General features: G+C 60.5%; 27 protein-coding genes. 16 read left to right on the top strand and 11 right to left on the bottom strand.

Going from position 1 to position 25311, the window contains the following annotated elements; all coding sequences use genetic code 11:
- Window positions 1-88 precede the first annotated feature (88 nt).
- Window positions 89-976, top strand: coding sequence for a LysR family transcriptional regulator (locus IE111_RS17215; RefSeq protein ID WP_189611055.1), 888 nt, complete (start codon window positions 89-91; stop codon window positions 974-976).
- 18 nt (window positions 977-994) lie between these two features.
- Here IE111_RS17215 and IE111_RS17220 read toward each other — a convergent pair whose 3' ends face one another.
- The 3 genes from IE111_RS17220 to IE111_RS17230 all read right to left on the bottom strand — a co-directional run bounded on the left by IE111_RS17220 (window position 995) and on the right by IE111_RS17230 (window position 4937).
- Window positions 995-1918, bottom strand: coding sequence for a hypothetical protein (locus IE111_RS17220; protein ID WP_189611057.1), 924 nt, complete (start codon window positions 1916-1918; stop codon window positions 995-997).
- A 65-nt stretch (window positions 1919-1983) separates the two neighbouring features.
- Complete coding sequence (gene pgmB, locus IE111_RS17225; protein ID WP_189611059.1) at window positions 1984-2622, bottom strand: beta-phosphoglucomutase; 639 nt, start codon at window positions 2620-2622, stop codon at window positions 1984-1986.
- Window positions 2619-4937, bottom strand: a complete 2319-nt coding sequence (locus IE111_RS17230; RefSeq protein ID WP_189611061.1) for a glycoside hydrolase family 65 protein — start codon at window positions 4935-4937, stop codon at window positions 2619-2621. The genes pgmB and IE111_RS17230 overlap by 4 nt, the downstream gene beginning before the upstream one ends.
- A 218-nt stretch (window positions 4938-5155) precedes the next feature.
- On the opposite strand from IE111_RS17230, the gene IE111_RS17235 reads away from it, so the two are divergent.
- Complete coding sequence (locus IE111_RS17235) at window positions 5156-6217, top strand: PA0069 family radical SAM protein (protein ID WP_189611063.1); 1062 nt, start codon at window positions 5156-5158, stop codon at window positions 6215-6217.
- Between the two features lie 258 nt (window positions 6218-6475).
- Here the strand turns inward: IE111_RS17235 and IE111_RS17240 are convergent, their stop codons facing one another.
- A complete protein-coding gene (locus tag IE111_RS17240; protein WP_189611065.1) occupies window positions 6476-7660 on the bottom strand; it encodes an amino acid aminotransferase in 1185 nt (394 codons plus the stop codon).
- 15 nt (window positions 7661-7675) lie between these two features.
- Window positions 7676-8623, bottom strand: coding sequence for a DMT family transporter (locus IE111_RS17245; protein WP_189611067.1), 948 nt, complete (start codon window positions 8621-8623; stop codon window positions 7676-7678).
- Between the two features lie 340 nt (window positions 8624-8963).
- On the opposite strand from IE111_RS17245, the gene IE111_RS17250 reads away from it, so the two are divergent.
- From IE111_RS17250 to IE111_RS17260, 3 genes are all read left to right on the top strand, one after another.
- A complete protein-coding gene (locus tag IE111_RS17250) occupies window positions 8964-9431 on the top strand; it encodes an Lrp/AsnC family transcriptional regulator (protein WP_189611068.1) in 468 nt (155 codons plus the stop codon).
- A gap of 75 nt (window positions 9432-9506) precedes the next feature.
- Window positions 9507-9965, top strand: coding sequence for a YbjN domain-containing protein (locus tag IE111_RS17255; RefSeq protein WP_189611070.1), 459 nt, complete (start codon window positions 9507-9509; stop codon window positions 9963-9965).
- Window positions 9966-9996: 31 nt separating this feature from the next.
- Window positions 9997-10980, top strand: a complete 984-nt coding sequence (locus IE111_RS17260) for a CorA family divalent cation transporter (protein ID WP_229805412.1) — start codon at window positions 9997-9999, stop codon at window positions 10978-10980.
- A gap of 492 nt (window positions 10981-11472) precedes the next feature.
- Here the strand turns inward: IE111_RS17260 and IE111_RS17265 are convergent, their stop codons facing one another.
- The 3 genes from IE111_RS17265 to IE111_RS17275 form a co-directional block, all read right to left on the bottom strand.
- Window positions 11473-12297: a mechanosensitive ion channel family protein gene (locus tag IE111_RS17265; protein WP_189611072.1), complete on the bottom strand. Its 825-nt coding sequence runs from the start codon at window positions 12295-12297 to the stop codon at window positions 11473-11475.
- A gap of 150 nt (window positions 12298-12447) precedes the next feature.
- Complete coding sequence (locus IE111_RS17270; protein WP_189611074.1) at window positions 12448-12840, bottom strand: MerR family DNA-binding protein; 393 nt, start codon at window positions 12838-12840, stop codon at window positions 12448-12450.
- Complete coding sequence (locus tag IE111_RS17275) at window positions 12830-15232, bottom strand: heavy metal translocating P-type ATPase (protein WP_229805413.1); 2403 nt, start codon at window positions 15230-15232, stop codon at window positions 12830-12832. The genes IE111_RS17270 and IE111_RS17275 overlap by 11 nt, the downstream gene beginning before the upstream one ends.
- A 367-nt stretch (window positions 15233-15599) precedes the next feature.
- On the opposite strand from IE111_RS17275, the gene IE111_RS17280 reads away from it, so the two are divergent.
- Window positions 15600-15875, top strand: a complete 276-nt coding sequence (locus IE111_RS17280) for a DUF4404 family protein (RefSeq protein WP_189611076.1) — start codon at window positions 15600-15602, stop codon at window positions 15873-15875.
- A gap of 8 nt (window positions 15876-15883) precedes the next feature.
- Here IE111_RS17280 and IE111_RS17285 read toward each other — a convergent pair whose 3' ends face one another.
- On the bottom strand, window positions 15884-16684 hold the full coding sequence (locus IE111_RS17285; protein WP_189611078.1) for an iron chelate uptake ABC transporter family permease subunit: 801 nt from the start codon (window positions 16682-16684) through the stop codon (window positions 15884-15886).
- Window positions 16677-17438, bottom strand: coding sequence for a zinc ABC transporter ATP-binding protein ZnuC (gene znuC, locus IE111_RS17290; RefSeq protein ID WP_229805414.1), 762 nt, complete (start codon window positions 17436-17438; stop codon window positions 16677-16679). The genes IE111_RS17285 and znuC overlap by 8 nt, the downstream gene beginning before the upstream one ends.
- Before the next feature lie 90 nt (window positions 17439-17528).
- Between znuC and IE111_RS17295 the strand changes: the two genes are divergently transcribed.
- The 10 genes from IE111_RS17295 (at window position 17529) to IE111_RS17340 (ending at window position 23751) form a co-directional block, all read left to right on the top strand.
- Window positions 17529-18458 (top strand): zinc ABC transporter substrate-binding protein, encoded by a 930-nt coding sequence (locus tag IE111_RS17295; protein ID WP_229805415.1) that lies wholly within the window; start codon window positions 17529-17531, stop codon window positions 18456-18458.
- On the top strand, window positions 18455-19144 hold the full coding sequence (locus IE111_RS17300) for an HAD family hydrolase (RefSeq protein WP_189611083.1): 690 nt from the start codon (window positions 18455-18457) through the stop codon (window positions 19142-19144). Before IE111_RS17295 ends, IE111_RS17300 begins: the two co-directional genes overlap by 4 nt.
- Entirely contained in the window at window positions 19141-19542 is a 402-nt protein-coding gene (locus IE111_RS17305; RefSeq protein WP_189611086.1) for a YiiD C-terminal domain-containing protein, read from the top strand. Before IE111_RS17300 ends, IE111_RS17305 begins: the two co-directional genes overlap by 4 nt.
- A 54-nt stretch (window positions 19543-19596) precedes the next feature.
- The gene (locus IE111_RS17310) at window positions 19597-20460 is read left to right on the top strand and encodes a substrate-binding periplasmic protein (RefSeq protein WP_189611088.1); all 864 of its coding nucleotides are present in this window, start codon (window positions 19597-19599) and stop codon (window positions 20458-20460) included.
- 43 nt (window positions 20461-20503) lie between these two features.
- The gene (locus tag IE111_RS17315; protein WP_189611090.1) at window positions 20504-20809 is read left to right on the top strand and encodes a hypothetical protein; all 306 of its coding nucleotides are present in this window, start codon (window positions 20504-20506) and stop codon (window positions 20807-20809) included.
- A gap of 43 nt (window positions 20810-20852) precedes the next feature.
- Window positions 20853-21587, top strand: a complete 735-nt coding sequence (locus IE111_RS17320) for a pyridoxine 5'-phosphate synthase (RefSeq protein WP_189611092.1) — start codon at window positions 20853-20855, stop codon at window positions 21585-21587.
- Between the two features lie 25 nt (window positions 21588-21612).
- A complete protein-coding gene (locus tag IE111_RS17325; RefSeq protein ID WP_229805416.1) occupies window positions 21613-22218 on the top strand; it encodes a flavin reductase family protein in 606 nt (201 codons plus the stop codon).
- 5 nt (window positions 22219-22223) lie between these two features.
- Window positions 22224-22637: a YqaA family protein gene (locus tag IE111_RS17330; protein ID WP_229805417.1), complete on the top strand. Its 414-nt coding sequence runs from the start codon at window positions 22224-22226 to the stop codon at window positions 22635-22637.
- Between the two features lie 134 nt (window positions 22638-22771).
- On the top strand, window positions 22772-23425 hold the full coding sequence (gene can, locus IE111_RS17335) for a carbonate dehydratase (protein WP_373300926.1): 654 nt from the start codon (window positions 22772-22774) through the stop codon (window positions 23423-23425).
- 14 nt (window positions 23426-23439) lie between these two features.
- Window positions 23440-23751: a hypothetical protein gene (locus IE111_RS17340; protein WP_189611096.1), complete on the top strand. Its 312-nt coding sequence runs from the start codon at window positions 23440-23442 to the stop codon at window positions 23749-23751.
- Here IE111_RS17340 and bioA read toward each other — a convergent pair.
- Window positions 23728-25023, bottom strand: a complete 1296-nt coding sequence (bioA, locus tag IE111_RS17345; protein WP_189611098.1) for an adenosylmethionine--8-amino-7-oxononanoate transaminase — start codon at window positions 25021-25023, stop codon at window positions 23728-23730. The genes IE111_RS17340 and bioA overlap by 24 nt on opposite strands.
- Between the last annotated feature and the right edge of the window lie 288 nt (window positions 25024-25311).

The following is a 25311-nucleotide window of genomic DNA, read 5'->3' on the forward strand; positions in this document are numbered from 1 at the left end:
CATCGTGTTTTCGGATGGCGCTATTAAAGTGCGAGATCGGCTGTTAATCTAATTAAACTTTATAAAGCAATGATCAGTATGGCTTATCATGCGACTGGAAAGCAGTGAAGTCCGGATCTTTCATTCCGTCGCCCGCTCCGGCGGGTTCAGGGCGGCGGCCCAGGAGCTGCATTTGTCGCAGTCCGCGGTCAGTCAGGCGGTGAAACAGCTCGAATCCAAATTGAATCAACCGCTGCTGGTGCGTGACCGGCCGGTGCGGCTGACGCAGGCCGGCCGTCGGCTCTATCGCTACATCGACGACCAGCTTCAGCAGGAACAGGCGGTACTGGCGGACCTGTCGCGTCTGTCGCGCGGGTTGGACCAGCAGTTGAGCGTGGCCATCGACAGCACCAACAACCGTTTCGCCGGTGCCGATCTGATTCATACCTTCATCGGGCGCTGGCCGGAAGCCCGCCTGAAGCTGGTCGAGCAACCCTCGCGTGCCATCGTGCAGGCGGTGATGAGTGGCGAGGTCGAACTGGGGCTCGGTCCGTTTCAGACCCGGATGGACCGGTTCGGCACGGTTCCGCTGTACAACGAGCATCGGCTTTTGATGATCAGCCCGACCCATCCGCTGTATCGGGACGAGATGACCCCGGACGATCTGCAGCGCATTCCGCTCGTGGTCTCTTCGCTGGATGAGCCCGACCAGCGGCCTTATCAGGAAAAGCTGCGCGATCGGTTTCGGATGGTCTGGCAGATCAGCAGTCTGAACGTCCGGCTGAATCTGATCGATCGGGGCCTGGCGGTGGGGTACATCAGCACCGAGGTGACCCGGCAACTGCCGCAAATCCAGCATTTCCGGGCCTTGCAGGCTTTCGACTTCGCCAGCATCGAGCGTCAGGTGGGGGTGTTCTACCGCAAGGACCGTTATTTGAGCCCCGTCGCGCAGGATTTCATCGAGGTCTGTGGCCGGTACTGGGGTGCCCAGCGTTAGCCCTGGAGAGGGGGCGGTTCAAATGCCCGTTTCTTCCAGCCAGAAACCGTCGAAAAACACCGTCCTGGGTTCTCTCAGGTTGGTGGTGAAGATTTCCATTTGTGAGATTTTACCGAGGTCCAACATCCTGTCCGAAGGCGCGTTTTTCACATCCTCCAGATCGACAATGATTTCGTTCCAGCCGTTTTCGACGGTATAGGACTGGTGGAAGCGATCGCTGTACAGCAAGGGTTGGCTCTCGTTCAGCCGGTCGAGAATTCGCAGCGTCAGGTTCAGCGGGGTGAGATAGGGGTTGTAGACATGAAACCGGAGCCGCTCGTAGCCGGTCCAGTCCCTGGGCAGGGTTTCGAGCCGGGCGCCCGAGTGGCTGTCGGTGGTGAAGTCGACCCGCAAGCTGTGCTCGCCGCTCCAGGCGACATCGTTCGTGCGACTGACGGGGCCTTGCCACCAGCGAGCCTCATAGGGCATTTCCAGGCCGGTAATCAGGGGCATGCGTTCCTTGATGCGGTAATCGGTGAGACCGGCCTGGGTGACGATCAGCAGTTGGTGAACGAACAGCCCGGTGGCGATGACGCGGCCGGTCCAGATCTGGGGGCCGCCCGGGTTAAGCCAGAACAGTCCCAGCCAGGCGCCGATGAGGTTGAGCTCGATTTCGTGCCAGCCCTGATCACGGCCGACACCATACTGCAGGTATTCGATGATGATGCTGATCAAAAAAACGGCGATGCTGATGCTCAGCCAATGCGGCCAGTCGCGCATGTCGAGGTGACGACGCAATGCAACGATGGCCAGGCAGAAATACAGGATATGGCCCAGGTTCCACAGCGCGGGTACTAGTTGGTCGGCGTCTCCACTCGGGTCTTCGACGAAGAAGAAGGGGAGGCAGACCAACAACAGTGCGGGCAGTGTCCACTTTTTGAGGAAGGCCGGAATAGAGGTCATTCGAACCAAATTTTCCTTCAAAAAGCGTTACTATGCCGTGGATCCCGGGTTCAGTCCATGACCGTTTAGGTCAGCAGTTCATCCAGCCGGTGCACATGCGCATCGCTGTATCGGCGCAGGTCGTCGTGCCCGACGGACACGGCGAACATGGAGCAATCCTTGATGGCTTGCAGGCCGGCGATCGAATCCTCGAAGGCGATGCACTGTGTCGGATGCACTTTCACGCCATAGGCGGCGTAGAGAAAAATGTCCGGCGCCGGTTTGCTGCGCGCGTAGGTCGGATCGGCGATGTAGTCGAAACGGTCGGTCAGTTGCAGGCCGTTCAGAATGGTGCGGGCGTTGCGACTGGCCGACGCGATGGCCAGCTTGACGCTGTTCTTCGCCAACTGGTCGAGCAACGGCATCACGCCCGGCAGGATATCCTCGGCCGTCAGTTGCTCGATCAGTTGCTGGTAGTAGGCGTTCTTGTCGGCCGCCATGGCCTGTTTTTCTTCGTCGCTGTAGCGGTGCTCGCCGAGAGCCAGCAATCGCTCCAGCGACTCCATGCGATCGACGCCTTTGAGTTGTTCGTTGTCTTCCTCCGTGAACCGGATGCCCAACTCGTCGGCCAGTTTTTTCCAGGCCTTGAAATGGAACGGGGCGGTGTCGGTAATGACACCGTCCAGATCGAAAATCGCGGCTTTGTAGGCACTGAAATCAATCATCGGGCCGTCTCCTTCGATACGACCTCGCCCCGCGTCAGCGACAGGGGCTGGCCATGGTGTTCAATCGTCAGGGTATCGCCTTCCAGCAGTTTATAGTGCGTGGCATCGGCCCTGAGTGTGACTTGCAGTTGGCGCTGCTGATAACGCACCTTGAACGTCAGCGCGCGCCACTGCTCCGGCAGGGCCGGCTTGAAGGACAGGCGACCCTGACCGTAACGCAGGCCGGCGAACCCCTGAACGGCGCCCATCCAGATGCCGCCCATGGCCGCTGTGTGCACGCCGTAATAGGTGTTCTTGTGATCGTCGTCCAGATCGACCCGCAAGGTGTTCTTGAAGTAGTCGTACGCCTGTTGGTGGTAGCCGATTTCACTGGCCAGCACACCGTGCATGCAAGTCGACAGGGTGGAGTCGTGCGTGCAGATCGACTCGTAATAGTCGTAGCAGCGGCGTTTGAGGTCGACGTCTTCGGACTCGCCTTCCAGCACCAGGGCCAGCAGGGCGTCCGGCTGCTTCAACACCTGATGGCGATAGATGACCAGCGGGTGGAAGTGCAGCAACAGCGGGTACTTGTCCTTGGGCACATTGGCGAAGTCCCACTTGGGTTTTTGCAGAAAGTTGTCGTCCTGGGCGACGATTCCCAGCCGCTCATCGTAGGGCAGGTGCATGTGGTCGGCGGCGCGTTGCCACACCGCCAGTTCGTCCTCGCCGAGTTCGATGGCGTCGGCCAGTTGCCGGTAGTCATCGGGCCATTCGTTCTGCATCAAACGGGCGACTTCGACGGCCCAGCTCAGGTGCATCTGCGCCAGTTTGTTGGTGTAGTAGTTGTTGTCCACGACGGCCGTGTATTCGTCCGGACCGGTCACCGAGAAGATCTTGAACCGACCCTCGTCGCTGAAAGTGCCCAGGCCGATCCAGATACGCGCTGTTTCCAGAATGAGCTCCGCCAGCCCTTCGCGCAAAATGGCCTGGTCGCCGGTGATGCGTACATAACTGCGTGAGGCATAGGCGATGTCGGCGTTGATGTGGTATTGCGCCGTTCCCGCCGGGAAAAAGGAGGAGCACTCCTCGCCGCCGATGGTCCGCCAGGCGAACAGGGCCCCTTGTTCATGGCCGAGTTCGCGCGCCCGTTGCTTGGCGGCCGGCAGGGTGGACATACGGTATTCGAGCAGGTTCTTCGCCACCTGCGGGTCGCTGAACAACCAGAACGGAAACACATAGGTTTCCGCGTCCCAGAAATAGTGGCCGTCGTAACCGGAACCGGTCACGCCCTTGGCGGCGATGCTGCTGACACCGTCGGTACCGGTGGACTGCAACAGGTGGAAAAGGGCGAAGCGGGCGGCGTACTGCGCACCGTCGTCGGAGTCGATCTCGATATCGGCATTGGACCAGAACCGATCGAGAAAGGTCTCCTGCTCGGCCAGCAAGGCCGCCAAACCGGTGTCCATGCCTTCACTGGCCAGGGACCGGGCCCGGCTCACCAGTTCTTCGGTGGCCGTAACCCGGCTGTCGACGTAGGCGATCACCGTCTCCAGCGAATACTGTTCACCGGCACGGGCATCGATATCGTAGTGGTTGCCCAGATCCGACCCGGTTTCAAAGGCTTCGGCATTCGCTTCGGGGCCGGTGGTCACCATGGCGGCCGCCATGTGCAAACCGCTGTTGCAGGTGCGGTACTGGACCGCCGACACCGTCCCGGTCTGCTCCTGCTGGACCCGCTGCCAATGGCTGGCGGGAATCGACCCGCCCTTGCGCGGGTCGTCGATGTCGTTGCCCGTACCCTGACCGGTTTCCAGCGCCGACGCCAGACGCATGGGACCAGTGTAATCGACCGATTCCACGATCACCCTGGCCAGCATCAGCGAACGTTGTGTCAGCGACGCGGCGCGAGTGAACGTCAGTTTCACGGTATGACCGGTCGGGCTGCGCCAGGTCAGATGGCGCTGGTACTGACCGGTGCGGAAGTCGAGAAACCGGTGGTGCGACAGCACATCGCCTTCGGCCAGGGAAAGCCACTGGCCATCCAATTGCAGTGAAAAGCGGTGGCGGGGTACCGAGACGATCCGGTGGCAATTGCGAGCGAAGCCGTACGCGGATTCATCGTACTCGATCGGCAGGGATTCGTAGACGCCGTTCAGGAAGGCGGCCCGGGTCGCGTTCGCGACCGGACCCGGATACCCCTCGTCGAAGTACCCACGCACCCCCAAATAGCCGTTGCCAACGGCAAACAGACTCTCGTTGCAGGCAGCGCGTTCGGCTTCAAAGCCGGTTTCAACATAGCGCCAGGATTGTGTGTCGAAGTCGGACGGTGTACTCACGATGGGCCTCGGAAATCTAACTGAAAACAATGACTTAAACGATTAAGATGCGCTGCGCATTGTACGGAGAAAGCCGCTCAATCACCAGAAAAATCGGGTTCCATCCCCAAAGGGTAGTACATCGAAGGCAAATGATTTGAAGGCTGTATGGATATACAGTATTGTGTGGTTGTTCATTCGCAAGTCCGCAAACTGAATCGACCACTGAGGACTGTGCCATGCGCACCCGAGGAACCCCCAAAAACCCGCACAACCGGTTTCAGCACCGGGTGACGGACCGGGCCGTGGACGATGGCTGGTACCGGGACCCCGAAGACGAATGCAACCCGGACAGCCTGGCGACCGAGGTGGTGTCCGAGCAGGCGAAAACCATCATCAGCACCAACCAGTCGCCGGATGTACCGTTCGACCAGTCGATCAACCCCTACCGTGGGTGCGAACACGGCTGTGTCTATTGTTTCGCCAGGCCGTCCCACGCCTACTGGGACTATTCACCGGGGCTGGACTTCGAAACGAAACTGATCGCCAAAACCAACGCCAATGAGCGACTGCTTGAAGCGCTGGACAAGCCGAGCTACGTCTGCAAACCGATAGCGCTGGGCATCAATACCGACGCCTACCAGCCGCTGGAAAAGCATCAGCGGATCACACGGCAACTGCTGGAAACCCTGCTCGACTGTCGCCACCCGGTCTCCGTCATCACCAAAGGCGGCCTGATCCTGCGCGATCTGGACCTGTTGTCGGAATTGGCGCGCCAGGGCCTATGCACCGTCCGTGTCAGCCTGACCACCCTGGATAACGACCTGAAACGTAAAATGGAACCGCGAACGGCGTCGCCCGGTACTCGACTGAAGGTCATTCGACGGTTGAGCGAAGCCGGTGTGCCGGTCGGCATCATTATGGGGCCGGTCATCCCGTTCGTGAACGACGCCGAAATCGAATCCTTGCTGGAAGCCGCCTTTGAGGCGGGTGCGCAGCGTGCGACCTGGATCCTATTGCGTCTGCCCCTGGAAATCTCGGAGCTGTTCGAAGACTGGTTGCAGCGGCACTACCCCGATCGGGCGGAGCATGTCATGAACCGGATTCGGGACATGCGAGGCGGCAAGGTATACGACAGTACCTTTGGTAAACGGATGAGCGGGGAGGGGTTGTACACGGACATGATTCGGCAGCGGTTCGACAAACAGTGTCGAAAGCTCGGTTTGAACAGCCACGACGAACCGCCATTGCGAACGGATTTGTTCCGACGGCCATCAGGGCAGCAGATCGATTTGTTTTAAACCCCAGGAACCGCGGAGAGTAGGTTGGATCGGTCCGACGTCTCGGTAGCGCGTGAGCGCGTAACCCAACAAGCAAACCGTGCCCGGAAAGCAGACAGTGCCAACGATGAAACTGTTGGATTACGCCTTCGGCTAATCCAACCTACACGCTGCTTAAAGCAGCCAGAGCATCATGTAGGTTGGATTAGCGCGTGAGCGCGTAATCCAACATTTAATGCAGGCCCGGCAGCCGGTGCGGGTTCAGCCACCTGAATGTTTTTAAGCCCCCACAGCCAAAAATGCCTTAACAACCTGCGGAATGTCTTTCTCGGTCAGACCGGCGACATTGACGCGTCCGCCGCTTACCACATAGATGGCATGGTTCTGTTTCAGTTGCTCAATCTGGGCCGGGCTCAGACCGGTGACCGAGAACATTCCCCGGTGTTCGCCGAAATAGTCGAACCGGTCACTGTCGCTGGCTTCGCGGAAACCGACCACCAGTTGCTCGCGCAGACCATTGATGCGCTGGTTCATGGACGCCAGCTCCTTCATCCAGTTCGCCTTCAACTCTTCCCGGTTCAGAATCATCGACACCAGGGCGGCACCGTGATCGGGCGGCATGGTGTAGGTCGCGCGCGCCATCCGCTGGATATGGCCCTTGGCTTTCAGACTGTCTTCCGGCGTCTGGCCGACCACAATCGCCGCCCCGGTCCGTTCGCGATAGAGACCGAAGTTCTTCGAGCAGGAGGTCGCGATCACCAGCTCCGGCACCGAATCCGCCAGAACGCGCAAACCGGCCGCGTCCTCCATCAGACCATCGCCGAAGCCCTGATAGGCAATATCGACGAACGGCAAAAAGCCGCGCTCATGGGTCAGCTCCGCGATGCGTTGCCAGCTTTCGATGGAGATGTCCCCACCGGTGGGGTTGTGGCAGCAGCCGTGCAGCAAGAGCACATCCTGCTCGCCCAGTGATTCAATCTGCGCCAGCATGGCGTCTTCGTCGACCGCCTTGGTCTCGGTATTGAAATAGGTGTACTCGCGCACGGTCAGGCCTGCGGCTTCCATGACCGGGCGGTGGTTCACATAACTGGGGTTGCTGATCCAGACCGTCGCACCCGGACGGGAATAGGCGATCAGATCCGCCAGCATCCGCAGGGCACCGCTCGCGCCCGGTGTCTGAATCGCCGCCGCCCGGCTGTATGCGGCCGTATCCGCCAACAGCAGGTCGGTCATCGCCCGGTTGAACTGCTCATCGCCGGCCAGGCCGACATAGCTTTTCGTCACCTGGGTCTCCGCCAGCTCGATGGCCGCCGTGCGCACGGCCTCCATAATGGGCGTGATGCCCTCGCTGTTCCGATAAACGCCGATGCCCAGATCGATCTTCTCCGGGCGTGGGTCTTCACGAAAGGCAACCGTCAGGGACAGGATCGGATCCTGCATCGGGGCATCCAGGTGTTCGAACATCGATGTCTCTCTCCGTTATTTTTTCTCGGGGTGTATCAGGCCACTGGCACAGATAACACCAAGGGTGACCAAGGATAACCCCAAGGCCGTACTCAATTCGATGCTTTCCCGCAAAAAGACCCAGGCCAGCACCGTCGCGCACACCGGCGTCAACGACCCGATCGCCGAAGTGATTTCCGCGCCCAGTTGACGAATCGCAAACCCGTACAAAAAGCCCGCACCCAGGCCAACCGCCAGCCCTTGCACCAGCAACTGGACCACCCACTCACCGGTCGGCACCGCCGCCAACGTCAACGCCGGCTGCGCCGCCACCGCGTAAAGTGTCAACAGCACTGTACTCGGCACCGTCACCACCGACGCCGCCTCCAACGGTGACAACCCGCTCTGACGCACCGACAGCGTAAACACCGCCCACAAGAAACTGCACACCAGAAACAACCCCTGGCCCTGACCCAGCCCCTGTGACGCACCGGACAAACCGGTCCACAACAAACACACCACACCCGCGACAACGGCCACCAACCCGAACCGTCGCCAACCGGACAACGGCTGCGCGAACACCAACACCGCCATCGCCGTCACAAACACCGGCGCCGTCCCCGGAATCAAGGTACTGCCGTGCGCCACCGGCGCCCAACGCATCCCCACCGCACTCAACAGGAAAAAGGGCAGCCCGGCACCGACCGCCATACCCAGCAACCAGACCGGATTGACCCGGCGTAGTGTGTGCCAGCGTTTAATGAACAACGGCAACAGGATCAGACCGGGTACGCCAAAGCGAAAAAGTGTCAGATCAAAGGTCCCCAGCGGCGACAAGGCCCCCTGGCGCAGGGACAGGAAATAGCAGGACCAGATAAGAACCGTGGTTGCCGCCGCCAGATAACCCAGGTAACGCTGGGTCTGGCTGGATAAAATCGGAGTGACCGCTGTCAGTGAATGGGTAGGTGCAACTTGTTGGGACATAAAGGGTATTTGGCTCAGTAACTGAATTTATGTCATTGGTGGCCCAGCTCTACTAGGCAGCGCCCGGTGTCGGGGTATAGCTCCACAGGGAAGTCCGCAGCAGGGATGCTGTGGTCTAGTCCCGAAACGTCGGACCGCCATGGACAGATTCACGACGACCCTATAGGGCTATACCCCGCCACCGGATGCGGATTTCGGGCACTTCAAAAACAGGAGCCACCAAATTCGAAGGCGTATGATGCAACCAACCCAGCGACTGATGCAGGTAAAAACGGGCCATATATTCGACGCCGTTAGCACGTCGTGCTAAAAATACCATAAAGCCTAACCGGACAAACCCATGCAGCCCGAAAAGATCGACCGCATCGACCGCCGCCTGCTCGACTACCTGCAACAGGACGCCCGCCTCACCACCGCCCAACTGGCTGAACGCGTGGGCCTCTCCGCCTCCCCCTGTGCCCGCCGCATCCGCCGACTGGAACAGGACGGCTTCATCGAAGGCTACCGCGCCCAACTCAACCGCCAGCGCCTCAACCTCGGCATCACCATCTTCGTGCACGTGCGCCTCAGCCAGCACCAGGACAAACTCGTCGAAGCCTTCGAAGACACCGTGCGCAACATGGCCGAAGTCATCAACTGCCACACCGTCTCCGGTCCGTTCGACTACCTGCTCCAGGTCGTCACCCCCGACTTGCCCGGCTATGAACAATGGGTGCGCCGCCTGCAGAAACTGCCCAACGTCAACACCGTCGACAGCAGCTTCGCCATTCGTCCCGTAAAAGAGCAGGGTCCGCTGCCGCTGGTGTGAATCCGGCTTTCATCGCCAGTAGTCGGGGCCGGGCAATCCTCGTACAATGCCGCCAAATTCAGAAATACCGAGACTATGAAAGCACTGACCCGAGAATTGATCGAAGACTGGCTGGACGAGCTGGAAGTCCGCCACACCCTGTGTCCGGATTGCGACGGCATCCACCTGATGGACTATGAAGAAAAACTGGGTGTGCTCGAGAGCCGTGTACTGCTCGAAGACGATCTGGTCATGGTGTTCACCGAACTGGCGATTCGGCCATCGGCCATACTGCCGCTGCAAGGCTCGTTGCACCTGATCAACTACGACCACCCGTTGCTCAAAGTGGGCCTGTCCCTGGATGACGACGACGTACCGCGACTGACGCTGATCGCGGCATTGCCCACTCAAGGTTTGAGCGGCGACTATTTCGCCCATTGGCTGCCCCCCATCCTGACCGCCACCCAGGCCGTGCTCGACCAGGCCTCGCAGATGGATGTCCTGTTCCTGGACGAAGGGGCCTTCGACAACCCCGAGGGCGACTCGCTGCACTGAGTCGACCGGATCCACAACAAGGGTTTCTCCGATGACAACCACCGACCCGGCCATGACCGGTCAGCCATCCTTTATCATCGATCAATGGGATTTCACGGCTACGCCAGCCCAACGTCAGGATGGGCTGATCGATTCACTGGCCGGCCGCTGGATTCACTGTCAACGTGATCAGGCCGGCCTGGACGAATGGCTGGATCGTCTCGGCATCCATTCCGGATTGCGCCAGGCGGTGTTGGCCGAGGATACCCGCCCCCGTTTCGAAGAGGTGCCGGGCGGGTTTCTGTTGATCCTGAGGGGCGTCAACCTGACCCCGGGGGCCGAGCCGGACGACATGCTTAGTCTGCGCTTGTTGTGGTACAAAGACGGCCTGATCAGTTTGCGCAAGTGGCCGTTCAAGGCGATTTCGTCAGTACGTGAGACGCTTGAGCAGGGCAAGGGGCCGACCACGCTCGATGCCTTGTTGGTGACCATACTCGAGGCCATCAACCTGCGGATCGATGAGCTCCTGGAGGCTCAGGAACTGGAGCTGGAAGAGCTCGAAGCGATCGACCACATCACCAATCCCCAACAGCATCTGACCCGTTTGACCCAGTTGCATCGCCGCTTGTTGCGACTGGATCGGTTTATTCGCCCGCAGGTCGGTGCGCTGGAGCGTATGGCGATCGATGCGCATGCCTGGCTGGGACATCGGGAGCTGCAGTTGTTGTCGAATCAGCGTGATACGACGATGCGGATTCTGGAGACGATCGAGATGTTGTTGCAGCAGATTCAATTGGTGCGCGATGAGCTGCAGCAGGATCTGGCGGAACGGATGAACCGCAACACCTATTGGTTGTCGGTGATCGCGGGGATCTTTTTGCCGCTGGGTTTCCTGACGGGGCTGCTGGGGATCAATGTCGGGGGAATGCCGGGCGTGGAGGACCCCCGGGCGTTCTGGCTGACCTGTTCGGCGTTGGCCGTGGTGGCTGTGGTCGAATTCCTGTTGTTGCGTCGGCTCCGGTTTTTCGGGAAGTAATCCTTTTTGCCAGTGGTGAGTTGGTTGCCCGGGTTAAAGCGATAAATTGCCAATCGCCCGCAGCGGCTGCCCGGGTTGCTCCTGAGGGGTCGCCGTGAACCCGTCCATGGGGGCTTGGCTTCGGCATCCATGCCTCAGACATCCCCTCACGAGCAACCCGGGCATCCGCTGCTAGTGTCTGGTATCACATTCAACACTGAGACTCACCACCGATGGAAAAGAGTAGTTCTGTCTCGAATCACACTCCAACTATGTTGGAACAAATTACCTCTCTGACTGCCATAGGCGTCACTCAAGTTCCGGAGTTCGCCGAGTTAGCTAGCGGCGGATGCCGGGGTTGCCCCTGAGGGGAAGTCCGCAGCATGGATGCTGCGGTCTAGTCTCCATGGACGGATTTACGACGACCCCTCAGGGGTAACCCCGGTAGCCGACGTGGACCATTGCCACTATGCCTACCCGAACTCCGGGTCTTGAGTGTTCCATTCAGCCACTTTATTCCGATTTGTACATATGTACATCCCGCTGCGGGAACGGGATGGACAGACCGGCGGCTTCTACTTCGTCTTTGAGTTTTTTCTGCATTTCCCACCAGATGGTCCAGAAGTCGTCAACGGTGGCCCAGGCGCGAATCTGCAGGTTTACGGAGCTGTCACCCAGAGACTGGACCATGATTTGAGGGGCCGGGTCCTTGAGGAAGCGGGGTTCGTTGTCGACGATTGTCTGCAGGGCGCGGAAACCGGCGTCGAGGTCGTCGTTGTAGGCGACGCCGACAACCAGGTCCATGCGACGGGTGCCGTTGCGGGTGGAGTTCTGGATCGTGGCGCCCCAGACGTTGCTGTTGGGTGCCGAGATGTATTGGCCGTCCGGGGTTTTGAGGATGGTGTTGAACAGGCTGATTTCCTCGACGGTACCGCCTATGCCGTTGAAGGTGATGTAGTCGCCGATTTTAAAGGGGCGCAGGAAGAGCATCATGATGCCGGCGGCGATGTTGCTCAACGTGTCCTTGAGGGCCAGGCCGACGGCGAGACCGGCGGCGCCGAGCAGGGCGACGATGGAGTTGGTGTTGACGCCGAAGATGTCGAGGATGATGACGATCGCGACGATGTATACGGCGTAGCCAACGATGCCGGCGAAGATGGGCACCAGGGTGGGGTCGAGCCGGCTGTAGCGTTTCGAGCTGTTCCGGATGGAGGATTTCAGGGTTTTGGATACGATGCCGGCGACGATGAAGATGGCGACAACGAGTATGATTTTGTAGCCGACGCCGAGAATCAGGTCGGCGTTGTTTTGCCAGAAAGTGGCGACCCAGTCCTGCATGGTGATCTCCTTGGGGTGAGTGTATTTTTCAAGCTAGAGTAGCCGGATGTCATGGCGGTGAAAAGCACAATACGCGGCGGCGGGATGATTGGATGAGGCTTTTCGACAGAGGTGTCCAGGTTGGATGCGGGCGTCCTTGCCCGCAAGGCGTCAGCGGTCGTCGCCGGCCAGGGTGTCGAGGATGGCGCAGTCCGGCGAGTCGTTGCCGGGGCACTGCTGAATCAACTCGCCCAGGGAGGCTTTGAGCTGCTGCAGCTGTTCGATCTTGGCGTTCACCTCGACGAGATGGTGTTCGGCGATGCGGCGGACTTCGGAGCTGGCCCGGGTCGGGTCCTGATAGAGCTCCAGCAGGTCCCGGCATTCGTCGAGTGAGAACCCCAGCGAGCGGGCGCGGTGCAGAAAACGCATCTGCTCGACATCGTCTTCGCTGTAGCGGCGATAGCCGTTGGCGGCCCGTTTGGACCGCAACAAGCCGAGGCTTTCGTAGTAGCGGATCGTCTTGGCCGGCAGGCCGGAGGCGAGTGACGCGGCTTTAATCTGCATACTGGGCTCCTGTGACGCCGGGTTCGGGCGCGTTCCGGGGTTGTTTGCTCAGTTGTGTGCGCGGCCGCCAGTTTTTCAACAGCAGCGAACTGGTGACGACGCTGACCGAACTGAACGCCATGGCGGCGCCGGCCAGCATTGGGTTGAGCATTCCGGCCATGGCCAGCGGGATGCCGATGACATTATAGATGAACGCCCAGAACAGGTTTTGCTTGATCTTGCGGTCTGTAGCGCGGGACAGATCGATGGCGGCGGGGATCAGGTTCAGATCCGCCCGCATCAGGGTAATGCCGGCGCTTTCCATGGCGACGTCGGTGCCACTGCCCATGGCGATGCTGACATCGGCTCGCGCCAGCGCCGGGGCATCGTTGATGCCGTCGCCGACCATGATGACCGGGGCTTCCTTGGCGTGCAGCCGGTCGACCAACAGGCGTTTCTGGTCCGGCAGCAATTCGGCGTGCGCTTCGGTCAGGTTCAAGCGTGTGGCGAGATGATCGACCGCCGCGCGCCGGTCACCGGACAACAGGTAACGGCTGATGCCCAGATCCGCGAGGCGATCGAGCAGGGCGGCCGCGTCGTCGCGGAGCGGATCGGCCAGTCGGACATGGCCCAGAACCCGATCATCGCGCACTACCCAGACTACCGATTCCCCGACCTGTCCGGCCGGTTCCACAGGGCCCGCGTTGAAGCGTGACAGCAGGGCTTCGTTACCCAACAGCCAACGTTCACCGTCGACGGTCGCCTCGATGCCTTCACCCACCCAGGCCTTGCTGGCTTCGACTGTGATGCCGCTGGAGGCCGGTAAATAAGCCACCATGGCCTTGGCCAGCGGGTGGTCGCTCTGTTGCTGGATGGCGCTGATCCGGTCGGTTACATCGGGATCGTCCAATAAACCATCGCTGACGCCGACGACCGCCGGTTGTCCGCGAGTCAGGGTACCGGTCTTGTCGAACAGGATCGCTTTGGCGTGTTTCAGTTGCTCCAACTGACCCAGATCGCGCACCAGCAAACCATGACGTGCCGCCGCGCCGGTGGCGGTGACAATCGCCGTCGGCGTCGCCAAGCCGAGCGCGCAGGGGCAGGCGATGACCAGCACGGCCACGGCCGCCACCAGCGCCGCTTCGAAACCGACCAGCCACCACCAGCCGACAAAGGTGAGCGCGGCCAGAACCAGAACGGCCGGCACGAACACCGCCGCGATCTTGTCCACAAACGCCTGCACCGGCGGCTTGCCCATCTGTGCCTGTTCCACCAGTTCGATGATCCGGTTAATCCGGAACGACTCGGCCGAAGCGGTCGCTTCCACCTCCAGCACACCGGTCAGGTTCACCGTCCCGGCGGTCACCGCATCACCCGGGCGGACCGCGACCGGTTCGCTTTCACCGGTCAGCATCTGGCTGTCCACCTCGGACAGACCCTGGATCACCCGGCCATCCACTGTGACCTGTTCACCCGGCTTGACCTGAACCCGGTCACCCGCGCCGATTTCGCTGACATCCACATCCTGCCAGCGTTCATCCCGCCAGGTGCGGACCTCGGACGGCCGCAGCTTCATCAAAGCCCTCACCGCCGAACCGGTCGCCTCACGCGCACGGTGCTCCAGCCACTTGCCGAACAGCACCAGGGTGATCACCACAGCCGCCGCCTCGAAATACAGGTGCCCGGCCCCGAGCCAGACCCCCGCGACCAGACTGTAGAGATAGGCCGCCGACGTGCCGAGCGCCACCAGCACATCCATGTTCGCCGAACCGTGCTTCAAACTGCTGTACGCACCGCGATAAAAACGGGCGCCCAGATAAAACTGCACCGGCGTCGCCAGTAACCACTGCACCCAACCGGGCAGCATCGCACCGATGCCGACTAACTCAAGCGCCATAACGATGACCATGGGCAGGCTCAGAATCGCCCCCAACGCCACCTGCCAACCGGCCACACCGGTCGAGGCCGACCGACCTTCCTCCTCGGTCTCCACAATCGGCTTGTTGATCCCCTTCAACGTCCGTCTTATAGCGCCAATGTCCGTCATGCCCGGAACCCAGGACACCTGCAACTGACTGTTCGCCAGATTCACCTCAGCGCTCAACACACCCGGATCCGCCAGCAACGCCTTCTCCACCGAGCGCACACACCCGGCGCAATTGATGTTGTCCAGCCGATAACGACCGGACTCCGTCACCAGATCGTACCCGGCGTCCACCACCCAGTCGCGCAAGGTGTCCGCCTTCGGCGTCTCACCGTCGACCGTGATATCCAGCGTCTCCGTCGCCAGGTTCACCTTCGCCTCGACCACCGAAGGCCGGTCGCTCAAGGCGCTTTGCAGTTTCTTAACACAACCGGCGCAACTCAGACCGGTTACCGGTGCAATGACATGATGCGGTGTTTGAGTGCTCAAAAGGGTGTCTCCACTGTGTCAGATCTCAATGGTGAGGCATTTTCAACCTTACAGCTAGTGGAAGGTCAAGTGGTTGAGTTGAGTCAAGTTCGGGGTTGGGACGGTCGCGCACGGAGTGCGCTCCTACAGGAATTTAGAGGAAGGTGATTGTGGCTTGGTCGCGAGTGCCTGGTACCGGGGCAGGTCCAGCCGGGGAGTCCACAGCATGGATGCTGTGGCCTAGCCTACATGGAAGTATTCACGGCGACCCGGTCGGGCCTGCCCCGGTACCAGGCACGGACCCTAACCGGGGTACCCAACCGAAGCCGCTCTGACCAAACCACAGCCAACGAACCCAACCATCTGCTATAGTGAACAGGAACTCACAGTGAAGACCGGAGCAGCCACCATGCCCAAGGACCAGTTAGCCGCACTACTGGAACGCCTGCGTCAAACCATGGACGAAAAAGAAGTCAGCGAGCAACAAAAAGAGCTGATGGCCAAGGTCGAATACCACATTCACAACGAAGGCGAACCCGACCCCGAAGAACCCTCCCTGCGTGAATCCCTCGAAATGCTGATCGAAGACCTCAGCGTCGACCACCCGCGCAGCGCCTCCATCGCCCGCAACATACTCGAAGCTCTCGCCAGCATGGGCATCTGATTCGCGGATTAGCTCCGAGCCGGGCGCTTCGCCTGGCTCACACCCATCAGCACCACAAACGCCACCGTCGCCGTCACGACAATAGCCGGCCCGCTGGGCGCGTTGCTGTACCAGGACACGGCCAGCCCCAACCAGACCGACGCCATACCCAACACCGAGGCGCCAATGGCCATCTGCTCGGGCGTGTTCGACAGCCAACGCACACCGGCGGCCGGAATGATCATCAGGGCCGTGATCAGCAGAATGCCGACAATCTTCATCGCCACCGCAATCACCAAAGCGATCAGCACCAGATAGAGGATGCGGATGCGCTCAGTGGCAATACCTTCCGCACGGGCCAAATCCTCGTGCACGGTGATGGCGAGCAGGGGACGCCAGATCAACAGAATCAATGGCAGCGCCACCGCTGTAACCAGAGCGACCCAGAGGACATCCTGCGGATTCACAGCCAACAGATCCCCGAACAACAGGCCGCCCAGGTCCATACGCACCGAATCCGAGAATGCCAGTACCAGCATGCCGATGGCGAGTGCCGAATGGGAAAGAATGCCGAGCAGGGTATCCGGCGGGACCCGGCGCTGTCGTTGCAGAACGAACAGCAGCAGTGCGAGCGTGGTGGTCACCAGCGCGATGCCGAGCGTCAGGTGTATGTTCAGGACGACGCCCAGGGTGACACCCAGTAAACCGGAATGCGCCATGGTGTCGCCGAAATAGGCCATGCGTCGCCAGACCATGAAACTGCCCAGCGGGCCGGCGATCAGGGCAATGCCGGTACCGGCGAGAAGGGCGGGCCAAAGCAGTTCAATCATGGCTGTGCCCTCCCAGTTCCGCCAGGCTGTGTTCATGATCGTGTTCGTGGCTGTAGAAGGCGAGGGCGTCGGCGTGGCGATGACCGAACAACTGGGTGAATTCCGGGGCTTGGGCGACGGACTCGGGTGTGCCGGTGCAGCAGACGTGGTGGTTCAGGCAGACCACTTCATCGGTCGCGGCCATAACCAGGTGCAGATCGTGGGAGACCATGACAATGGCGCAGCCGCGATCGTCGCGAATGCGTTGAATCAGACGGTAGAGCTCGATTTCGCCGTTGAAGTCGACCCCCTGGACGGGCTCGTCCAGAACCAGGACGTCCGGTTGCTTGAGCAGGGCCCGCGCCAGCATGACCCGCTGGAATTCACCGCCGCTCAATTGTTGCACCGGCCGGTCGATCAGGTGCGGCACATTAGTCAACTTCAAAGCCTCGGTGATCTCGGTTCGTCGGGCGCGATGCGTCAGGGTCATCAGACGATCGACCGTCAGCGGCAGACTGTCCTCGATGTGGGTCTTCTGCGGCATGTAGCCGATCTTCAGCCCGGGTTTGCGCCACAACTCACCGCTCGTAACCCGGTGAATGCCGAGCAGAGCCTTGATCAGCGTGGATTTGCCGGCGCCATTGGGACCGATCAGCGTGACAATCTGACCCGGGTAGACGTTGAGGTCGACGTGATTGAGGATGGGTTCGCCGCCCAGCCGCACTCCAAGGTGTCGGGCGCGAATCAGGGCGTCGGTTCTGGGCTGGTCAGGCAAGGGGCCGGTCTCTCCTGGATCATGCGGTGCTTGACGATACAGTGTATCATACCGTTCCGAGTTTCCGTTAGATAGCGAGCGAGTCCCCGCATGTTGCAACCCCTTCTCCGCTGGATGTCCATTGTGTTGTTGTGCCTGCCCCTGACGGGGTGGAGCGCCCCCCGGGTGGCCGTGTCCATCGCGCCCCTGCACGGTCTGGTCAGCGACATCATGGCCGGCGTCGCCCAGCCCGATTTGATCTACGAGGGCAGCCAGTCCCCGCATTCGAGTGCGTTGTCGCCCTATCAGTTAAAGATTCTGGTCGAGACGGACCTGTTGATCTGGGTCGGCCCGGAACTGGAAACCAGCCTGGCCCGTTTGACCCAGCGCTTGTCGCCTGAAGCGGTCAATCTGCGATTGCACGACTATGACGCCGGAATGACGCTGCACGAGAGTCGTGAATCCTTGTTCGAAGAAGGCGGCGAAGATGCCGGGAACCATGGCCACGATCACGGTGATCTGGACCCGCATTTCTGGTTGTCGATGGCCAATGCCCGGGTATTCGTACGCGCCATGACCGACCGTTTGGTCGAACTGGATGAGAGCAACGCCGACCGTTACCGGGCAAACGCCGAGGCCCTGCTGGCGGAACTGCAAGCACTCGACCGGCAACTGACCGACCGCTTGGCGCCGTTGACGGACAAGCCGTTCATCGTGTTCCACGACGGGTTTCAATATTTCGAGCGGGATCATCGGCTCAATGCACTGGGCGCTCTGGTCCTGCAACCCGACGTTCCGCCGGGACCGCGCACGGTTGCGCGCCTGGTTGAACTGGCGAAACCCCACGATGGCCTGTGCCTGCTTCACGAACCCCAGTACAGCGACCGCTGGCTGCAGTCGATGACCCGCTCGCTGCCCAATGCCCGGATTGCGCAAATCGATCCGCTGGGCTTTGAACAAACGCCCGGCGCCGGGCATTATCAGGCCCTGATGACGCAACTGGCGACCGACCTGGCTCGCTGTCTGGAGCAATTGCCATGACTGTATTGACCGATCGACCCTACCTGGGGGTTCTGTGGGACATGGATGGCGTCCTGATCGATTCCGAACGCCTGGTGCGCGCGGTATTCGTGGATGTGATGACCGGGGGCGGGCCCGTGCCCGATCCCGAGCAACGTTATCTGGAAACCATCGGCCTGAATCGGACCGGTCTGATCCAGTGGTTTCTGCAATTCGTGCCGGACGAAACCACGGCTGAATTCTGGATCGACCAGACACGGGACGGGTTCAATGCGCGAGCCAAGACCGAACTGGAGTTGAAGCCTGGCGTGATCGACGCCCTGAACCACGTTCGGGATGCCGGTTTGCGACAGATGGTGGTGACCAGCACCCGTACAACCATGGCCGAGGACAAACTGGCCCGGGTCGGATTGCTCGACTATTTCACCGAGGTGTTGGGCGGTGACCAGGTCGCCCAGGGCAAACCCCATCCCGAACCGTATCAAAAAGGCTGTGAACGTCTGGGTCTTCAGTCGCATCAGGCGCTGGCCATCGAAGACAGCCCCAACGGCGTGCGCTCGGCATTGGCCGCCGGCTGCGCTGTCATTCATGTCCCGGATTTGATCGAAACCGATCCGGACTGGCATGCCGACCTGGCCGGTGCCCTCGACAGTCTGGCGGATTTGCCGCGCTGGATGACGCAGCAAGAGGGTGGGCACTGGCTATGAATCTCGATGCGATCGAACCCCTCGCCAAACTGGGCATCGAATGCGTAAGCCGCGATGCGGAAAGCGCCGAGTTTTTCATTCCACTGGTCGGAAACCGCAATGACAAGGGAACTCTGTTCGCCGGCAGTCAGTATTCCGCCCTGGTGCTGGCCGGGTGGTACCACGCCAGCCAGTGGGCTGTGGAGCATGAACTGCCCGAGAAAGTGGCCATTAAGGACTGTCAGGTCAGCTACCCCAAGCCGGCCCTGTCGGATTTACGCGTTGTCGCGCGGTTCGAGGACGTGCCCGACCGGCGACCGAGTGGGCACTGGCGGGCGAGGGTCCGGGTGGAAGCATTCGATGACAGCGATGACGTCGTCGCCCGGTTGACCGGAGACTACCGGGTCCTGGCGGGATAGCGTATCGGTGCTAGGGTAATTGTAAGGTGTCAGCCATTGGGGTGCGCGACGGTGATGTCCAACTTGAAGGCGCTGGTCTGGTTGGTGTGCCTGACAATGATATCGGCGGTGTCACAGGCCGACGCCCTGATCGTGCGTTACCCCAAGCCGGAGACCGAATTCGATCGTCGTACGGACTACCCCCTTCGCCTACTGCAATTAGCCTTCGACAAAACCGGTGCCGAGGTGTCCCTGGTTCCCTCGCTCCAGGCGATGCCTCAGGGGCGAGCCCTGGTGCAACTGAAAAACGGCATCGATGTCGACGTGGTCTGGTCGATGACCTCCCGAAAACGGGAAGCCGACCTTCAACCCATTCGAATTCCCATTTACAAAGGGTTGATCGGCTGGCGGATCTTCCTGGCTCACGAACGGGGCCTGCAACGATTCAGCGAACCCCATTCGCTGGATGAATTGCGGGATTATATCCTCGTTCAGGGGCACGACTGGCCGGACACCGACATATTGAGGTCCAATGGTTTTCAGGTATTCGGGACACCGAGTTACGACACCATTTTTACCATGGTCGCCCAGCATCGGGCGGATTTGTTCCCACGTTCCATCGTCGAGATCTGGGCCGAGGCGAAAACGCACGAAAACAGTGGCATAGTAGTCGAACCCACCAAATTGCTGACCTATCCCACGGCGTTTTACTATTTCGTCAATCCGGAGGATACGGAACTGGCACTGTTGATCGAGCGCGGACTCAAAACCGCGCTCGCCGATGGCAGTTTTGATGCACTTTTCCACGAATACCATGCGGACCTGATCGAAAAAGCCCGTCTCGAAGAGCGCGAGCGTTATCGGTTGAACAATCCTTTGTTGCCCGAGCTGACGCCACTGGGGAGCGAGGCTTTGTGGTTTTCCTTATCGGCCGAGTGAGCTTTGTCGTATTATTCGACGATTCTTTAAGCGAAGGAACATCATGAGACGGGTACCGCTGGACAAGATTTTTCTGCAACCGGGTGTTCATCTGCATTGGTTGCGGTTGGCCGGTACGGTCCGTTTCGAGGTGGGGGCCGAGCTGGCCAGCCGGTTCGATGAGGTCTGGCGGGCGTTCGAGATCGAGGGTTGCCCGGCCCCCACGACCTTTCTGGAGGGACATCCGTTGAGCGAAGACGATTTTCTGTTCGCTTTGTTCGCTGGAGCCGTCCATGCCCGAGAGCAGATGCCGGAATTCTGGGTGGAAATCGAACCCGACGCTGTCGTCTGGCACGGTGCATTCGACTGATCTTTGTTACAATCGGTAGCGAATCATCGACCTAGGACCTCCCATGACCCAGCTCAGCGTCAACCTGAACAAAATCGCCCTGTTGCGCAACTCACGCGGACGCGATTTTCCCAACGTCGTCGAATTCGCGCGCAAGTTCATTGGCCTGGGGGTTCCTGGCATCACCATCCATCCGCGACCGGATGAACGTCACATCACCCGGCAGGACGCCTTCGACCTGAAAACCGCCCTGGCGGACTATCCGGAAGTCGAACTGAACATCGAAGGGTATCCGTCCGACGATTTCCTGAAACTGATCGAACAGGTCAAGCCGCATCAGTGCACCCTGGTTCCCGACGATCCCAATCAGTTGACCTCCGACCATGGCTGGGATTTTACCCGGCATGCCGACGAGCTCGACACCATCCTCAAACGCATCGGCGATGCCGGTGTGCGCACCTCCGTATTTCTCGACCCGGATCCCGAACAGGTTCGGCTCGCGGCTCAGTCACGCGCCAACCGGATTGAGCTCTATACCGAAGCCTATGCGTCCGCGCATGGCACCGACCGTCAGAGCGAGGTTCACGAACAGTACCGTGCCGCCGCCGCACTGGCCCGGGAACTGGGACTCGAACTCAACGCCGGACATGATCTCGACCTCGACAACCTGCCGGGCTTTCTGACCATACCGGAGATACTGGAAGTATCCATCGGTCATGTGTTGACGGTTGAGTGCATCGAAATGGGTATGCCGACGGTGGTTAACCGGTACCTGGATATTTGCGCGAACAGTGCGTAAACGCATACCCCAATGGGAGTAGGAATTGGAACTTTCAATCAGTGATCTCGACACTCAGTCCGTCTACAAACTGATGACGGGCTCGATCCAACCGCGTCCGATCGCCTGGGCCTGTACTCAAGGCGGGAGCGGCCGGCTCAACCTGGCGCCGTTTTCCTTTTTCACGCTGGTCAGTGTCAACCCCACGGTCGTCGCCTTCGCGCCATTGGTGAAGGCCGACGGTACCGAGAAGGACACCATACTCAACCTGCGCGAACACCACGAGTTCACGCTCAACATCGTCAGCCACCGGGTGGCCGATGCCATGAACCAGACGTCCGCCGCCTTGCCTTATGGTGAGAGCGAACTTGATTTCGCCGGGCTGACGCCGGCCCCGTCACGGTCGGTTTCGACACCGCGCGTGAAAGAGGCCCTGATTCATTTCGAATGCACGCTGAGAGAGATTCAGTCGTTCGGCGACCAACCCATGGCCGGCCGACTGGTGCTGGGTGATGTGCGTCATGTTCATGTCGATGACGCCCTCTACGATGAAGGCCGAATCCGGGCCGACAAGCTGGATGCCGTCGGTCGTATGGCCGGCAATGCCTACGCGACCACGCGCGACACGTTCGAGCTGGAACGGCCGGGCTGAACGACGTGTCGGCCCTGATTCTGTTCAGCGTGGCTTTTGTGTCGGCCACGCTCTGGCCGCTGGGGTCTGAGGTGCTTTACGCCGGTCTGGTCCACCAGACGCCAGAGCGATTGGGTCTATACTGGTCGGTGGCTACGTTCGGAAATACCCTGGGTGCCTTGCTGATGCTGGTCATCGCCCGCTGGCTGAGCGAGCGAGTGGCCGAACGGGCGTCGCAGCGATTCGTGCCCGACGAGCGCGCGCGAAAACTGCTGGACAGGTTCGGCGCACCGCTGCTGTTCTTCGCCTGGTTGCCCGTGGTCGGCGATCTGTTGCCGGTCGCCGCCGGTTGGCTCCGTCTTCGGCTTTGGTGGTGTTCCGTTTGGATCGCTATCGGAAAGGGGGCTCGCTTTGCGTTGTTGACGTTGCTTTTGGTTTGACGCGTGAGGGTTGAATTGTCCGAAAAGCAGTGCTTGCTTTCAGCACCGCTTGATGCCTGTGACGACTCCGCTTACTGTTATCAGCCAGTAGGATGAAGAGTCCATTAATAGCCAGCTGAAAAAGGTATGTGCCCGTGAATCTGGATCAATTACTCGAAAAGAATCGACACTGGGCAGAAGAGATCAAGTCCGAACAACCGGAATTTTTCAAGCAGCTGGCCCGTCAGCAAAAACCGGAACTGTTGTGGATCGGTTGCGCCGACAGCCGGGTTCCCGCGAACGAAATCATGGGTTTGATGCCCGGCGAAGTCTTCGTGCATCGCAACGTGGCCAACCTGGTTGTGCATACCGATTTGAATTGCCTCTCGGTGCTGCAGTTCGCGGTGGAAGTCCTGAAGGTAAAGCACGTGATCGTGACCGGCCACTACGGCTGTGGTGGTGTGGCGGCGGCGCTTTCCAATGCGCGGCTGGGGTTGATCGATAACTGGCTGCGCAAAATCCAGGATACCATGAAGCAGTACGGACCTTATTTCGAGGCCCTGCCGGACGACGAAACGCGTCTGGACCGGTTGTGTGAAGTCAATGTGATGGCGCAGGTGCTGAGTCTGGCCGAGACCACGATTGTTCAGGACGCCTGGGATCGCGGTCAGGACCTGGCCATACACGGCTGGATCTACGGTCTCGACGACGGCATTCTGCACGATCTCGGCGTCACCCATAAGGATAACTCGCCGTTAAGGCCGAAAATGCATGAACGCATCAAGGCGATTCTGACTGACAGTGACTGAGAGGGTTCACCACGGTGTTCATCGACAGGATCCTGCCGCCTAAGATATCCGCCTCGGTTAATCAAAGTGACCGCTTGGACGGTATTGCCGACTACCTGGGCAGTGAGGGCATGGTCGATAAACTCGTGTGGATCGCCATTATTCTGATCGGGATGCTGGTGCTGATCCAAATACTGCGATGGACGGCCGCACGCAAGAAAAAACGGGACCGCGCCCGGCGCGAACAGCGTCGGGCCAAGGCGCAGGAGGAAAAACAGCGAGGGTCGCGTCGCCCACCTCCCGGAGTCGGGCGACGCCCCGGATCACAGCCGCCCCGCCGCCGCTGATTCCGCCAGCATTCGCATCGCCCCGGTCAACCGGGACAATTCTTCGGCGTTCATCACGAACGGTGGCATGATGTACACCAGTTTACCGAATGGTCGAATCCAGACGCCGGCCTCGACCAGGGCTTTCTGAGCCCGTCCGACATCGACCGGCTCGGTCATTTCCATCACGCCGATGGCGCCCAGCACCCGAACGTCCGCCACCGAATCAAGGTCGGCCAGTGGCGTGAGTTCCTCCTTCAACTGGGATTCCAGCCGGGTTACGGCGCTTTGCCAGTCCATTTCCATCAACTTGTCGAACGACGCGCAGGCTACGGCGCACGCCAGCGGATTGCCCATAAAGGTCGGGCCGTGCATGAAGACACCCGCTTCGCTCGCGCAGACGCCTTCGGCCACCTCGTCGGTGGCGAGTGTGGCCGCCAACGTCATGGTGCCGCCGGTGATGGCCTTACCGAGGCTCAGGATGTCCGGCACGACAGCGGCGTGTTCGAGCGCGAACAGCTTGCCGGTGCGCCCGAAGCCGGTGGCGATCTCGTCGAAAATCAGCAGCAGTTCATGTTTGTCGCACAAGCGGCGCAGTTCGGCGAGCCAGGCCGGGTTGTAGATGCGCATGCCGCCGGCGCCCTGGACGACGGGCTCGACGATGACCCCCGCCAGTTCGTCGGCGTGTTCGGCCAACCGGCGGTCCAGTTCGGCCAGTCGGTCCGGGTCGACGGGGGTGTCGAATCCGGCGGGCGGTGTGTCGAGAAACAGGCTTTTCGGCAGGACATCGGCGAACAGGCTGTGCATGCCGTTGACCGGGTCGCAGACGCTCATGGCGCCTAGGGTGTCGCCGTGGTAACCGTTACGGAAGGCGGCGAGGCGGGATTTGCCGGGTTTGCCCCGTCCGCGCCAGTACTGGATGGCCATTTTCAGGGCGACTTCGACCGAGACGGACCCGGAGTCGGCGAGGAACACCTTGTTCAGCGGTTCGGGCGTGGCCCGCACCAGGCGTTTGCCGAGTTCGACCGCCGGGGCGTGGGTAATGCCGCCGAACATGACGTGGGCCATGCGCTCGGTCTGTTCGATGATGGCCTGGTTGAGTTCGGGGACGTTGTAGCCGTGGATGGCGCACCACCAGGAAGCCATGCCGTCGATCAGTCGCCGGCCGTCTTCGAGGATGAGTTCGCAGCCTTCTGCGGCTACGACGGGGTAGCAGGGCAGGGGATGGGTGGTGGAGGTGTACGGATGCCAGAGGTGGTTCAGGTCGAATTCGGTGTCGACGGTCAGATTCATGGTTCGTCGTCCGGGGTTGTTGTTGTGCCAGGGGTTCGTGCCGGGGGATGGGGGTACCCCTGGAGGGTCGCGCGGGATGCCGCCCACTCAACCCGTCCATGGGGGCTAGACGGCAGCATCCATGCTGCCCACTTCCCTCCAGGGGTACCCCCGTCCCCCGGCACTTGATCAGGTGGTTGCAACTCCACCGTAGGGTGGGCACCGCCCACCATTGAATGGGGCAACCACGGTCATTCAATGTACATTGGATCGCGTGCCATGATCGAATGCATTGGTGGGCGGTGCCCA

This window comes from Saccharospirillum salsuginis (assembly GCF_014651855.1).
Classification (GTDB): Bacteria; Pseudomonadota; Gammaproteobacteria; order Pseudomonadales; family Natronospirillaceae; genus Saccharospirillum; species Saccharospirillum salsuginis.